This window comes from Geomonas silvestris, from assembly GCF_014193515.1.
GTDB lineage: Bacteria > Desulfobacterota > Desulfuromonadia > Geobacterales > Geobacteraceae > Geomonas > Geomonas silvestris.
The window spans coordinates 487403-501248 of sequence record NZ_BLXX01000001.1 but is presented as its reverse complement, the minus strand read 5'-3'; the positions used below and the strand labels follow the sequence as shown (position 1 = coordinate 501248).

Genomic DNA, 13846 nt, shown 5'->3' with positions numbered 1-13846 from the left:
CTCTGCCCCGAGAGAAACCCTTGCACACCCGCTCATCCCAATCCGACGCCCCGCGCACCTTCTTCGGCCCTCACGCCACCCTGCGCCACCTGCGCCGCCTCTCCTTTCTCGCCGTTCAGCTTTTCGTACTTTTCGCCTCAAGCGCCGGCGCCGATGCCGCGGCCCTCACCGTGGCCGCCGTGGGCGACGTCATGATGGGGAGCGATTTCCCCGCTCCCCGCCTCCCCAAGGACCAGGGGCGCAGTCTCCTTGCCCCGGCCGCACCCCTTTTCCAGGCGGCAGACCTGGCGCTCGCCAACCTGGAAGGGCCGCTCTTCTTAGGCGGCGACCCCACCAAGGAGCCGCTCAAGGGGCGCCGCTACCTGTTTCGCACCCCCCCCTCCTACGCGCAGAACCTGAAGCGCGCCGGGATCAGCTTTGTCTCCCTGGCCAACAACCACGCGCTGGATTTCGGGCGTGACGGCCTCCGCTCCACGAAGCAGGCGCTGGGCGAGGCCGGTGTCGCCTACGCCGGGAAGTCGGGGCCGGTGGCCGAGTTCGAGGTACGCGGGCTCAAGGTAGCGGTGCTCGCGCTTGGTTTCGGCGCGCCGCCGCGCTCCATCGTCTACCCGGAGCGGGCGCTCGCCGAGGTCGCCGAAATCGCCCGGCGCTGCGACATCCTGATCCTCTCGGTGCACGCCGGAGCCGAGGGGCGCGGGGCCCTGCACGTGGCGCCCGGGCCGGAGCTCTTCCTGGACGAGCCGCGCGGCGACCTCGTGCGCTTCGCCCATGCCGCCATCGACCGCGGCGCCGCGCTGGTCATCGGTCACGGTCCGCACGTGCCGCGGGCCCTGGAGCTCTACAAGGGGCGCCTGATCGCCTACAGCCTGGGGAACTTCGCCACCTACGGCGGGGTGAGCGTGGTGGGGGAGAGCGGCTACGCGCCGCTCCTCACGGTCGAGCTGGCCCGGGACGGTTCCTTCGAGAAGGGGAGGGTGACCTCCTTCCTGCAGGGTTTCCAGCGCGGGCCGGTGCGCGACCTCAAACAGCGCGCCTTGCGCCTGATGCGCCGGCTGAGCGCGGAGGACTTTCCCGGCTCCCCCTTAAGCTTCGGCCCCGACGGCGAGTTCCGCGCCGCGCGGCAACCATAGGAGTAACCGACATGTTTGTCCTGCTACAAAACGACCCGAACTGCCCCCCGGGGACCTGCCCGGAGATCATCGCGGCCGCGGGCTTTGCCGCGCAGACCGTCGCCGCCTATGCGGAGCTCCCCTTTCCCGACCTGGCCCAGGTGACCGGCATCATCGTCCTTGGGGGCGACATGGGGGTCTACGAGACCGAGCGCTTTCCCTACCTCGAGAGGGTGCGCGCCTTTCTGCGCCTGGCTCTGGAGCGCGAGGTCCCGCTTTTGGGGATCTGCCTGGGGGGGCAGCTTTTGGCCCAGGTGGCCGGCGGCTGCGTCGCCTCCCCGTCGCCGCACGGGGAAATGGGGATCCGGAGCGTGGAGCTGAACGACAGCGGCGCGGCCGACCCGCTCTTCACCGGCGTCCCGAGGAGCTTTCTCACCTTTCAGCTGCACAACGACAGCTTCACCCCTCCGGGTGACGCGCTCCTCCTTGCGAGCTCGGCGGCCTGCCCCGCCCAGGCCTTCCGCCTCGGCCCTAGCGCCTACGGGGTCCAGTTCCACCCCGAGGTGAACCCCGTGATCGTCACCTGCTGGGGGAATCTCCCGGACCCTCCCGAGGATCTGCTCACCGGGTTCCTCGCCCAAAAGGCGGCCTTCGACGCCGCTTCCCGCGCCATTCTCGGCAACTTCGTCCGCCTCGCCGCCGGCTTGCGCCGCCCTTGAATTCCAATTCAATTATTGTAAAGTTCTAACGATTCGCGCCGGACCTACCTGCCGCCCCCTCCCGGGGCGGCGCCACGACACCGTCGGCTTACGCGGGGGAAGGGGGGGCTGTGACTGATCGTTGGTTCTCGAAGCAGACCATCAAAGGGAAGCTCTCGACCCTTTTGCTCGCCACCAATAGTTTCATCTGCCTCGTGCTGCTCGCCGGCTCCCTCGCCTTCCGGTCCCGGGGAGGCTCCTCCCCCTATCTCTTCAGCGCTTGTTTTCTCGCCCTCTCCGCAGTTGCGGTGCTCTGCTCCGTCAGGCTCCTCGCGCGCCGCATCACCCTCCTGATATCCCACCCGATCCGTCACCTTACCGAGAAAATGGAGATCGTCTCCAAGCGCCAGGACTACCAGGTCCGCGTCCAGAGCTGGCATGACGACGAGCTGGGACTTCTGTTCGACTGCTTCAACGGGATGCTCGCCGAGATCGCGGTACGCGACGAGCGGCTCGCCCTGCACTCCGAGGAGCTCCAGCTCGAGGTGGCCGAACGGACCGGGGAGCTCTCCAGCGTGAACCGCCGGCTCGAGGATAGCCTGGAGCGCGCCAGCCGGGCCATGGAAGCGGCCCAGGCGGCCAACCAGGCGAAGAGCGACTTCCTGGCCCAGATGAGCCACGAGATCCGCACCCCGATGTACGGCATGCTGGGGATGACCGAGCTTCTGCAGAACACCGACCTCAGCAAGGAACAGACCCGGTTCGTCGACACGGTGCGCCGCTCCGGCGAGGCCCTGCTCACCATCATCAACAACATCCTGGATTTCTCCAAGATCGAGGCAGGGCGCCTGGAGCTGGAATCGATCCCCTTCGACATGCGCGAGCTGGTGGCCGAGACGGCGGGGCTCTTTGCCGAGGATGCCGCGAAAAAGGGTCTCGAGCTGCGCTGCCTGGTGGGCGAGGGCGTCGAGGGGACCTTCGAGGGGGACCCGGGCCGCCTGCGCCAGGTCATGATCAACCTCTTGGGAAACGCACTCAAGTTCACCCCCAAGGGGAGCGTGACCCTCGAAGTCTCGCGGCAGGAGGCGGCCCTGATCCGTTTCCGGGTCACGGATACCGGGATCGGTATCCAGCCGGAGCAGCAGGGACGCATCTTCGAGCAGTTCGCCCAGGCCGACGAATCGATCACCCGCCGCTACGGCGGGACCGGCCTCGGCCTGGTCATCGCCCGGCAGCTCACCGAGCTCATGGGAGGTGAACTCACCCTGCAGAGCGCGCCGGGCTGCGGTTCCGCCTTCAGCTTCACTGTGCGCCTGACCGAACCAGAGGACGAACCGCTCGACTGGTCGGCGTCCGGTAGCCAAAGCGCGCTGCGCGGCAAGCGGGCCTTGATCGCCTCTGCGGACGACACGACCAGCGGGGCGCTCCTCGCACAGCTGGCCGGCTGGGGGATCGACGCCGAGCGGGTGGAGGATCCCTCCCGTGCCCTGTGCCGGGTGGTGGCGGCCCCCTTTGACCTGGTGATCATCGACGAGGTGCCGGGGGGGGCGGACGGGCTGGAACTGGCCGCCTCGGTGCGAGCGCTGCCGGCAGGGCGCTCCCTGCGCCTGGTCCTCTTGGCCGACGACCGCAAGCCACGCCGCGAGCTCTTGGAGCGCGAAACCGGGGTGGCGGCCGCGCTCTCCCGCCCCTTGCCGCTCAAGGGGCTCTACGCCACGCTGGCCAGGGCCCTGGGGATGGAACCGGAAGCCGAAGCGGGCGCCGCCGAGGGGGCCCCGAAGCGGGCGCCCCAGGTGCTCCTGGTCGAGGACAACCAGGTGAACCAGGAGGTGGGGCGCGGCATGCTGGAGAGCCTTGGGTGCAGCGTGGATCTGGCCCAGGACGGGCTGGCGGCCCTGGACTGCGTGCGCCGAACCCGCTACGACCTGGTGTTCATGGACTGCCAGATGCCCGAGCTCGACGGCCTGGAGGCAACCCGGCGCATCAGGGAGTGGGAGGCTGCGGGTGGGAAACCAGGCGGCGCGGCCGTGGTCGGTGAGGCAGGGGAGCTCTGCGCCGGCAGCGCTGCGCGGAGCCGCGCCGGAAGGCGCCTGCCGGTCGTCATGCTGACCGCCTTCGCCATGAAGGGGGACCGCGAAAACTGCCTCGCCTCCGGGGCCGACGATTACCTCTCGAAGCCGTTCAGCCGGGACGAGCTCTCCCGGGTCATGCGCCGGCACCTGAAGAGCTCGGCCGCGGTGCCGGACGACGGGCCGATCAGCCGGGACCACAACAGCGGCGCCATCGAGATGATCAAGATGCTCCCCGGCGAGCGCGGCAAGGAGGTGCTGCGCAAGGTGGTGGACTTCTACCTCTCCAGCACCCCCACGCTGCTGCAGACCTTGCGCGAGGCGGAATCGGGCAAGGACCCCGAGAAGCTCAAGGCGGCGGCGCACAGCTTCAAGTCGAGCAGCGCGAACCTCGGGGCCCTGCGCCTTGCCGACGTCTGCCTGGAACTTGAGACGCTGGGGCGCGCCGGCTCTACCGAGGGGGCGCTCCCCTTGCTTTTGCAGGTAGAAGAGGAGTACCGGATGGTACGCGAGGCCCTGCAGGGAGGCGCACTATGCTGACCAGGAAGATCAAACGGGCGACCCCGTTGGTGATGGTGGTGGACGACGACCACGCGGTGCGGCTCTTGGCCAGGGAGACCCTGGAGCACTCGGGATACGCGGTGCGCGACGCCGGCAGCGGCGAGGAGGCGCTCAAGACCTTCGAGGAGAGCCGTCCCGACATCATCCTGCTCGACGTGGTGATGCCGGGGATCGACGGTTTCTCGGTCTGCAGCGCGATTCGGCGCACCCTGACCGGTCGCGACACCCCGGTGCTCATGATGACCGGCCTGGACGACCTCGAGTCCATCAACTGCGCCTACGAGGCCGGCGCCACCGATTTCATCACCAAGCCGATCAACTGGCACATCCTGCGCTACCGGGTCAACTACATGCTGAGGGCCAGTACGGCGCTGGAACAGCTCCGGGAGAGCCGCGAGGGGCTCGCGCACGCCCAGAGCCTCGCGCACATAGGCTCCTGGGAGTGGGACCTGAACACCGGGGAGATCCACTGCTCCGAGGAGGTCTACAACATCTGCTGTACGGAGCGGGCGCGGCTTGTGAACCCGATCCTCGACCCGGTGCACCAGCTGGACCGCAGCTTCGTGCAGAGCTCCCTGCAGGACGCCATAGCGAGGCGCGCCCCTTTGAGCTTCGACTACCGGATCCTCTTGGACGACGCCGTGGAGCGCACCCTGCACGCCGAGCTGGTCACGGTGCTCGACCACGAGGGGAACCCGGTATCGCTCACCGGCACGATCCAGGACATCACCGAGCGAAAGCACGCCGAGGAGCAGATCAGGCTTTTGGCCTACTACGACGCACTCACCGGGCTCCCCAACCGGCGCTTTTTCCTGCAGCAGCTCGAGCAGGCGCTGGTCTTCGCGAACCGCAACGACCGGCTCTTGGCGGTGCTCTTCCTCGACCTGGACCGCTTCAAGCTGGTGAACGACACCCTCGGGCACGGGGTGGGGGACCGCCTGTTGCAGGACGTGGCGGACCGCCTGCTGCGCTGCGTCAGGCGCAGCGACTGCCTGGCCCGCGGCGAGGACGAGGGACCCCCGTCACTGGTCTCGCGCCTTGGGGGGGACGAGTTCACCATCATGCTCTCCGACATCGACCACTTCCAGGACGTCGCCAAGGTGGCCCGGCGCATCCTCGAGGCGATCTCGCTCCCCTACTCGCTGGAAGGGCAGGAGGTCTTCCTCTCCACCTCGATCGGCATCAGCCTCTACCCCTTCGACGCCTGCACGGCGAGCGACCTGATCAGAAATGCCGACGGGGCCATGTACCAGGCCAAGGAACAGGGGCGAAACGGCTACCAGATCTACGACGAGTCGATGAACGCCAAGGCCCTGGAGCGGATCATCCTGGAGAGCCAGCTGCACAAGGCCTTGAAGGACGAGGAGTTCACGGTGTACTACCAGCCCCAGGTCTGCGCGCGGACCGGGGAGGTGGTCGGGGTGGAAGCCCTGGTGCGCTGGAACAGCCGCGAGCTGGGGATCGTGGAGCCGGGGCGCTTCCTGGCGCTGGCCGAGGAGATCGGCCTCGTGATCCAGATCGACCAGTGGATGATGCTCGCGGCCTGCCGGCAGCACAGGGCCTGGCTCGACTCGGGGCTCCCCCCCGTCACCCTGGCGCTCAACATCTCGGGGCAGCACTTCTTGAAGAACGACCTCTTGGACACGGTCACCTCGGTACTGGAGCAGACCGGACTCGACCCGGGGCTTTTGGAGCTGGAACTCACCGAAGGGGTACTCATGGCCCACACCGAGAAGACCGTGAAGACCCTGACCGCCCTGAAAGAGATGGGGGTGCGCCTGGCCATCGACGATTTCGGCACCGGCTTCTCCTCGCTCTCCTATTTGAAGCGCTTCCCCCTTGACGTCCTGAAGATCGACCGGACCTTCATAAACGACATCACCACCGACCCCGACGACGCCGCCATTACCCTGGCCACCATAGAGATGGCGCACACCCTGAAGCTGCAGGTGATCGCCGAGGGGGTCGAGACTACGGCCCAACTCGAGTTCCTGGTGAGCCACGGCTGCGACACCTACCAGGGGTACCTGTTCAGCCGGCCGCTCCCCCCGGAGGCCATCCCCCCCATGTTGACCAGCTTGAGCTCCTGCTCCGCAGGCGCCTGACAGCCGCAGGGGGACCCGCTCCCCTGCCGGCTGCACCGGTCTTTTTTCCCCTCACCTGAAAAAACCTCAGCCTAAAAAATCCGCTATCCCCTGCCTTTCGAGGCAACTCCCTGCCTTTAAAATGTGCACGAAACCTCGCACGGTGGGGAGGGTGTCGCCTAAGTTATGACAATGCCGCGGTTTTTTATTCTGGCACGCCACATGCTAATTACCTGACTGCAGCGGGGCAACAACATCAAAGGGGAGGGGGCAAGCAATGAAGCTTATTCAAGCGATCATCAAACCGTTTAAGCTGGACGAAGTGAAAGATGCCTTGAACGAGATCGGCATCGAGGGGATCACGGTCAGTGAAGTGAAGGGCTTCGGCCGCCAGAAAGGGCACACCGAGCTCTACCGCGGTGCCGAGTACGTTGTGGATTTCATCCCCAAGGTGAAGATCGAGATCGCGGTGGCCGACGAGCTGGTCGCCAAGGTTGTGGGCGCCGTGGAGCAGACCGCCAAGACCGGCAGGATCGGCGACGGCAAGATCTTCGTGATGGCCCTCGACGAGGCGATCAGGATCAGGACCGGGGAAAAGGGCGACGAGGCCATTTAATTCAATCACCGTTTTTTCGAACCAGAAAAAATCCCTATAGGAGAGAAGACAATGATACGAAGAGGTATCCGCAATGTGGCTGCCCGGATGGCAGGAGGCACCGCTTCTGTAAGCGGTAACATGGTCCGTTCCCTTTCCAAGTTCGCGCTCTTGGCCTGCCTGGTGGCGGCTCCGCTGCTGGCCCAGGCCGAAGAGAAGGCGGCTCCCGCAGCGGCAGCACCCGCTGCCGCTGCCGCTCCGGCCCAGGCCCCGGCCGCCCCTGCAGTGGCCCCGGCAGCCGGCGCACCGGCCGCTGCTCCGGCTGCTGCGGTTGCCGCCCCGGCTCCGGGGGCTCCGGCCGCCGCTCCCAAGAACGTCGACCCGGTCCTCAATACCGGCGACACCGCCTGGATGCTGGTCTCCGCCGCACTGGTTCTCTTCATGACCCCCGGCCTCGCCCTGTTCTACGGCGGCATGGTCCGCTCGAAAAACGTGCTCTCCACCATGATGCACTCCATGGTCGCCATGGGGATCGTCGGGGTGCAGTGGGTGATCATCGGCTACTCGCTGGCCTTTGCTCCGGACCTGGGGCACGGGCTGCTGGGTAACCTGAGTAAGGCGATGCTCAACGGGCTCATCACCTTCAAGGACGGCAACCCGGTCTACGCGCTGTTCCAGAACGTGCCGACCGAGCCGGGCGCCATCCCCGAGTTCGTCTTCTCCATGTACCAGTGCATGTTCGCCATGATCACCGTGGCGCTGGTGTCGGGCGCCCTTGCCGAGCGCATCAAGTTCTCCGCCTACTGCGTCTTCGTGCTGCTCTGGACCACCCTGGTCTACGACCCGATCGCGCACTGGGTCTGGATGAGCGACGGCTGGCTCTTCAAGCTCGGGGCCCTCGACTTCGCCGGCGGCACCGTCGTACACCTCTCTTCCGGTATTTCGGCACTGGTCATCCTCTTCTTCCTCGGCAAGCGCCACGGCTTCCCGCAGGAACGCATGGCTCCGCACAGCCTCCCCTTGACCCTGATCGGCGTGGGCATCCTCTGGTTCGGCTGGTTCGGCTTCAACGCAGGTTCCGCCATCGTCGGCCCGAACTGCTCCGACGCCGCAGGCGGCCTGGCCGGCCTCGCCTTCACCACCACCATGGTGGCCCCGGCGGTGGCAGGTCTCACCTGGATGATCGCCGAGTGGATCCACGCCGGCAAACCCTCCGCACTCGGCTTCGGCTCCGGCGTAGTGGCCGGCCTGGTCGTCATCACCCCCGCCGCCGGCTTCGTGCAGCCGGGTGCTGCCATCCTGATGGGGATCGCCGGCGGCCTGGTCTGCTATGGCGGCGTGATGCTGAAGGCCAAGCTTAAGTACGACGACTCCCTGGATGCCTTCGGCGTGCACGGTATCGGCGGCACCACCGGCGCCATCCTGACCGGCGTCTTCGCCACCGTCGGCGCCACCGGCCTCACCTCCGGCAACGGCAAACAGTTCGTCATTCAGCTGATCGCAGTCGGCGCCGCGGCAGCCTACGCGGTGGTGGTCACCTTCATCATCGGCTTCGCGATCAAGATGACCATCGGCTTCCGTGTCGAGAAGGAAGACGAGATCATGGGCCTCGACCAGACCCAGCACTCCGAGACCGCGTACAACTAAAACAGTCGCCATCACGAGGCTGTTACCAACGGGAGGGGCCTTCGGGATCCCTCCCGTTTTTTCGTCCGGCCGGTCTTAACCGTTCCGGGTGCCTCTGCCGCGGCAGATGTTTCGGACCTGCTGAGCCAGCCAAAAGGTGAGTCTTCTCCCGGGACGCCACACTCACAATGCCTGCCCGATCTGGCAGAACACCCTTCTTATTGCTACCTCCCCGATGGATAGTCTGAGGCCGGTCCTGCACCATTGTCTCAGCTGTCGCCCTGATCCAGTTTTTTCGGCCTCTTTTTGAATTTGACAGATTTTCTGGTACTGTTTTCCAGCCGCAAATCTTCGCATCGGGAGGGCGTATGGAATTACGTGACGTGGTGCTCCGAAAGACTGGCGGGGGGAGAGGTTACTACGAGGGGTGCCAGACCGCGGTCGGTCTCCCCGGGGTTGCAGGGATCTTCGCCCTCCTCTCCGAGGACGAGCAGCGGCATGCCGAAGCCCTCAAAGCTCAGCAGGACGGGGTCGTGGTCGACCTGGACCAGTCCCGCACCCTCGACGGGGCGCGCTTCATCCTGCGCAGCCTCGCGGTGCAGCTCTCCGGGCTGGAGCAGCTGGATGACGAACTGGTTTGCGTAAGCCGCGCAATGGATTTCGAAGCCGCCAGCGTGCGGCTTTACGGCCAACTGGCGCGCGAGGCAACGCAGCTCTGGGAGAAGGAACTCTACCTGAGGATAGCCGCGGACGACGAGATGCACTTCACCCTGCTCGAGCAGATGCGCGAGCTCCTGGAGACGCTACCGGAGGACGCGCAGGATCTACAGAAAAACTGATGGAGTATCAGATGCCGACCGAGCAGGAACTTGAGCAATTTCTTAAGACAGCAAAGGCCGCGGCCCAAGAGGCGGGCAGGCTGCAGAAAAGTCGCCTCTGGAGCGATTTCGCCGTGGACTTCAAGGGGGAGATCGACCTGGTGACCGAGGTGGATCGCGCCTGCGAGGAGCTGATCGTCTCGCAGCTGGCGGCCGCGTTCCCGGGACACAGTTTTCTTGCCGAGGAGGAGGGGTTCCAGCGGGGCGATTCCCCCTACAAGTGGATCATCGACCCCCTGGACGGCACCACCAACTTCGCGCACGGGTTCCCTTGGTTCTGCGTCTCGATAGCCTTGGAGTTCCAGGGGGCTGTAGTGCTCGGGGTGATCTACCACTGCATGATGGACGAACTGTTCACGGCGGTGAAAGGGGGAGGGGCGTTTTTGAACGGCCGACCGATACGGGTTTCCAGCCGTTCCCCCCTCAGGCGTGCCTTGGTGGCGACCGGATTTCCCTACGATGTCGCCCGGGACAACGAGAACAACTTCGGGAACTTCGTCGAGCTGCAGCTGGCGGCGCGCGGGGTGCGTCGTGCCGGTGCCGCGGCGCTCGATCTGGCCTATGTCGCGGCCGGAAGGCTCGACGGCTATTGGGAGGTGAAGTTGAAGCCCTGGGATGTGGCGGCCGGCACGCTGTTGGTCACCGAGGCCGGTGGGCGGGTCACCAACCAGGGGGGAGAGGGATACACCGTGTACGATCACCGGATCCTGGCCAGTAACGGTGCGATCCACGACGAGATGCTCGAGGCCCTGACGCGGGCGCGCGCTGCCCGGCCTGACTGAAGAAAGGACGCAAGGGTTGCCGCGCGGAATGACCCCTGTCCCCCACCATGGTGCAGGGGTTTTTCTGTGCCCTCATAAGGCGCTGGGAGTTCGAGGTCAGACCTGCACTTGGAGAGGAGATGCGGTGAAAAGGTGAGCGGCGAACAGGTGCGCCCCCTCGCGGGGAGAGGGCGCACCTGTTGCCGTTTGAGTGGCGTTAGCGGAATTAAGGGATGGAGATGAGCAGCTGGTCGACCGGGGTGTACTCGAGGCCGAAGGCCTCCGCGACCCCCTGGTAGGTCACCTTGCCGCAGGCCACGTTGACGCCGGCCCGGATCCCGGGGGTTTTGCGCACCACCTCGCGCCAGTCTTCGGCAGCGATGGCGGCCGCGTAGGGGAGGGTGGCGTTGGTGAGCGCCACGGTCGAGGTGAGGGGCACCGCACCGGGCATGTTGGCGACGCAGTAGTGCAGGATGCCTTCCACTTCGTAGGTCGGGGCGGTGTGGGTGGTCGGACGCGAGGTCTCGAAGCACCCCCCCTGGTCGATGGCGACGTCCACCAGCACGGCGCCCTTCTTCATAGTCTTCAGCATCTCGCGTGTCACCAGTTTGGGGGCCTTCGCGCCGTGCACCAGGACCGCGCCGATCACCACGTCGGCCTGCTGCACCAGGTCACGGATGGTGGCCGGCGACGACATCATCGGGAAGCAGTTCTTGGGCATCACCTCGGAGAGGTGGCGCAGGCGGTTCAGGTTGGTGTCCAGGAGGTAGACCTTGGCGCCCAGGCCGCAGGCCATCTGCGCCGCATGGGTGCCCACCACGCCGCCGCCGATGACCAGGACGTTGGCGGGCGGCACACCCGGGACGCCCCCCAAGAGGATACCGCGCCCGCCCTGGGCCCGCTCGGAGTACTTGGCAGCCTGCTGCGCTGCCATCCGGCCGGCCACTTCGCTCATCGGGGTGAGCAGCGGCAGCGTGTTGTCGGCGTCCACGATGGTCTCGTAGGCGATGGCGATGGCGCCGGTCTTCAGCATGGCGCGGGTGAGCTCTTCGCCGGCCGCGAAGTGAAAATAGGTAAAGACGATCTGGCCGGGACGGATCAGCTCGTACTCGCTGGGCTGGGGCTCTTTTACGTGCATCACCATCTCGGAACGCGCGTAGACCTCGGCTGCGCCCGCCACGATCTCGGCGCCGGCTGCCTGGTAGGCCTCGTTGCTGAACCCGCTCCCCACGCCGGCAAGCGACTCGACAAGTACCTGGTGACCTTTGGCGGTCATCACCTCGACACCGGCCGGCGTCATGGAAACCCTGTTTTCTTCGGTTTTAATCTCCTTCAAAATCCCGACGATCACGATCGCTTCTCCTTCTTCACTGGAATTGCCCCGTGGGGGGCTGTCATCTCTGGGAACTCCTATTTACAAGACGGATGCCAAACAGGCACGTTTGGTCCGGCTCGGCAGGGCGCCGCAGGTGAAGCGGTGCAAACGACCAAAATATAACGGATTTTTCAGAGGATGCAGGAGCTTTCCCCGCGGGCGGCAGGGCACAGGGGAGCTGCGAAAGAGCCGTGTATGGCACGAAAACGTGCCAGTGCGGAAGCTTAAGTACAGGGATACGTGTAAATACGATATGTTATCAAGTGGCAAGAAAGCGAACCAGTGGCACGTTAGCGTGCCACTGCCAGGCCGAGTTTTTTGATCTTGTTCAGCAGGGTCGTGTGGGAGACCCCGAGGGAGCGGGCGGCTTCGCGGATGCTGCCGGAGAGCTGGAGCCTCTGGGCGATGATCTGGCGCTCGAACTGGTCGACCTGCTGGCCGAGGGTGTCGCAGAGCTGGTCCGCATCGCCGCGGGGCGCCTCGCCGGCCAAGGGAGGGGAGGCGCCGGCTGCAAAAAACACCTGTTCCGGCTCGATCACCGCACCGGGGCAGAGGATGGAGGCGCGCTCGATGACGTTGCGCAGTTCCCGGATGTTTCCCGGCCAGCGGTGTCCGGCGAGCTTGGCGAGGGCGGCCGGAGCCAGGCGCTGAGCGGTCTTCCCCAGGGTGGAGTTCAGGTGGAACAGGAAGTGCTCGGCCAGGGGGCCTATGTCCTCGATCCTCTCCCGCAGCGCCGGGATCTGGATCTGGAACACGTTGATCCGGTAGTAGAGGTCTTCGCGGAACAGACCCTGGTCCATCATCCGTTCCAGGTTCTTGTTGGTGGCCGTGATGATGCGCACGTTGACCGGCATCTCCCGGGTCCCGCCGATGCGGCGCACCCGGCGCTCCTGGAGCACCCGGAGCATTTTCGCCTGCAGGGTGAGCGGGATCTCGGCTATCTCGTCGAGAAACAGGGTGCCGTCCTGGGCGATCTCGAAGAGTCCGGGCTTCCCCTCGCGACGGGCCCCGGTGAAGGCCCCGCCGGCGTAGCCAAAGAGTTCGCTCTCCAGGAGCGTCTCGGGGAGTGCGGCGCAGTTCACCGGGACGAAGGGGCCGGGCCGGCCGCTTTCGGCGTGGATCGCGCTGGCAAAGAGCTCCTTGCCGGTGCCGCTCTCGCCGCGCAGGGAGACTACCGGATCGGTGCGGGCCAGTTTTTGGGCGATGGAGATGACGTCGCGCAACGCGGGGCTCGAGCCGATGATCTCGCGGAAGGTCACCTGGAGGGGCTGGGATACCGCATGCGCCATCTCCTTGATCTCGCGCAGCTCCTTGAGGATCTCCACGGCGCCCACCACCTGGCCCAGCGAGTCGCGGATCGGCTTTCCGGTCGCCAGAAACTGGAAACGCCCCCGCTCGGTGATCAGGTCGCGGTTCACCTGCCGGTAGCCCGGGCCGGTCAGGCAGTCGAGGATGCGGGAGCCGCTCAGCTCAAGTTCGCGCAGGCTCAGGCCGATCAGCGCCTTCTCGGGTGTCCCGAGGATCTCCCGGGCTACCTGGTTCACCATGGTGATCTCCCCTGCCTCGTCGACCGCGAGGATCCCGTCGCTTATGTTGTCGAGGACGATCTGCACCCGCTTCTCGCGTTTCTCGAGCGGCAGGGTGTGGATCCGGGAGACCTCGGTGAGGCTCGGGATGGTGCGCAGCCCGGCCAGGAGCTCCGCGATGTCGAGCGGCGGGGTGATCTGGGCCTCGAGGTAGACGATGGCCCGGTCGCCCACCACCTCGACCTCCATGGAGAGGATGTTGGCCCGTCGGTCCGACATGGCCGTGGCGATGTTGGCGACGATGCCGACCCGGTCGGTTCCGGAGATCTGAAGTTTGACGCTGTTCATGGGACGTCCTGGGCGGAGATGGCCGCGGCGGCAGTATAGCCGATTCTCCCGGACAAATCATGGCCTTTCTTGCGCAGGTGGCTTGTGCGGGGCTCCTGGTCCCGGTGCGGTTCCAATGTACTCCTCGGGGAATACCCGGAAAGACCTTCGGACGACTGAAGTACCAATGGTTCTAATAGGATGACTGCTTTTGTAAGAAAGGTGCAGGTTGTATAC

The 13846-nt window shown here is 65.9% G+C and carries 10 protein-coding genes; 8 read left to right on the top strand and 2 right to left on the bottom strand.

Annotated features, from left to right (window positions below; translation table 11 throughout):
- Nucleotides 1–20: 20 nt before the first annotated feature.
- From GMST_RS02095 to GMST_RS02060, 8 genes are all read left to right on the top strand, one after another.
- On the top strand, nucleotides 21–1130 hold the full coding sequence (locus tag GMST_RS02095; protein WP_246399164.1) for a CapA family protein: 1110 nt from the start codon (nucleotides 21–23) through the stop codon (nucleotides 1128–1130).
- An 11-nt stretch (nucleotides 1131–1141) separates the two neighbouring features.
- Nucleotides 1142–1828, top strand: coding sequence for a type 1 glutamine amidotransferase (locus GMST_RS02090; protein WP_183352944.1), 687 nt, complete (start codon nucleotides 1142–1144; stop codon nucleotides 1826–1828).
- A gap of 110 nt (nucleotides 1829–1938) precedes the next feature.
- A complete protein-coding gene (locus GMST_RS02085) occupies nucleotides 1939–4416 on the top strand; it encodes a response regulator (RefSeq protein ID WP_183352943.1) in 2478 nt (825 codons plus the stop codon).
- Complete coding sequence (locus GMST_RS02080) at nucleotides 4410–6542, top strand: putative bifunctional diguanylate cyclase/phosphodiesterase (RefSeq protein ID WP_183352942.1); 2133 nt, start codon at nucleotides 4410–4412, stop codon at nucleotides 6540–6542. Before GMST_RS02085 ends, GMST_RS02080 begins: the two co-directional genes overlap by 7 nt.
- Before the next feature lie 256 nt (nucleotides 6543–6798).
- Nucleotides 6799–7137, top strand: coding sequence for a P-II family nitrogen regulator (locus GMST_RS02075; RefSeq protein ID WP_183352941.1), 339 nt, complete (start codon nucleotides 6799–6801; stop codon nucleotides 7135–7137).
- 120 nt (nucleotides 7138–7257) lie between these two features.
- Nucleotides 7258–8763, top strand: coding sequence for an ammonium transporter (locus tag GMST_RS02070; RefSeq protein WP_183352940.1), 1506 nt, complete (start codon nucleotides 7258–7260; stop codon nucleotides 8761–8763).
- Nucleotides 8764–9110: 347 nt separating this feature from the next.
- Complete coding sequence (locus tag GMST_RS02065; protein WP_183352939.1) at nucleotides 9111–9581, top strand: ferritin family protein; 471 nt, start codon at nucleotides 9111–9113, stop codon at nucleotides 9579–9581.
- Between the two features lie 11 nt (nucleotides 9582–9592).
- Entirely contained in the window at nucleotides 9593–10402 is an 810-nt protein-coding gene (locus GMST_RS02060; protein WP_183352938.1) for an inositol monophosphatase family protein, read from the top strand.
- A 205-nt stretch (nucleotides 10403–10607) separates the two neighbouring features.
- On the opposite strand, the gene ald is transcribed toward GMST_RS02060, so the two are convergent.
- Together ald and GMST_RS02050 are read right to left on the bottom strand one after the other, a co-directional pair.
- The gene (gene ald, locus GMST_RS02055) at nucleotides 10608–11732 is read right to left on the bottom strand and encodes an alanine dehydrogenase (RefSeq protein ID WP_183352937.1); all 1125 of its coding nucleotides are present in this window, start codon (nucleotides 11730–11732) and stop codon (nucleotides 10608–10610) included.
- A 314-nt stretch (nucleotides 11733–12046) separates the two neighbouring features.
- The gene (locus tag GMST_RS02050; RefSeq protein WP_183352936.1) at nucleotides 12047–13630 is read right to left on the bottom strand and encodes a sigma-54 interaction domain-containing protein; all 1584 of its coding nucleotides are present in this window, start codon (nucleotides 13628–13630) and stop codon (nucleotides 12047–12049) included.
- Nucleotides 13631–13846 lie beyond the last annotated feature (216 nt).

What these genes read in the sequence shown, in the direction of transcription:
- GMST_RS02090 (WP_183352944.1), top strand. Translation starts at nt 1,142, where the DNA reads ATGTTTGTCCTGCTACAAAACGACCCGAACTGCCCCCCGGGGACCTGC.
- GMST_RS02080 (WP_183352942.1), top strand. Translation starts at nt 4,410, where the DNA reads ATGCTGACCAGGAAGATCAAACGGGCGACCCCGTTGGTGATGGTGGTG.
- GMST_RS02075 (WP_183352941.1), top strand. Translation starts at nt 6,799, where the DNA reads ATGAAGCTTATTCAAGCGATCATCAAACCGTTTAAGCTGGACGAAGTG.
- GMST_RS02070 (WP_183352940.1), top strand. Translation starts at nt 7,258, where the DNA reads ATGGTCCGTTCCCTTTCCAAGTTCGCGCTCTTGGCCTGCCTGGTGGCG.
- GMST_RS02065 (WP_183352939.1), top strand. Translation starts at nt 9,111, where the DNA reads ATGGAATTACGTGACGTGGTGCTCCGAAAGACTGGCGGGGGGAGAGGT.
- GMST_RS02060 (WP_183352938.1), top strand. Translation starts at nt 9,593, where the DNA reads ATGCCGACCGAGCAGGAACTTGAGCAATTTCTTAAGACAGCAAAGGCC.
- GMST_RS02050 (WP_183352936.1), bottom strand. Translation starts at nt 13,630, where the DNA reads ATGAACAGCGTCAAACTTCAGATCTCCGGAACCGACCGGGTCGGCATC.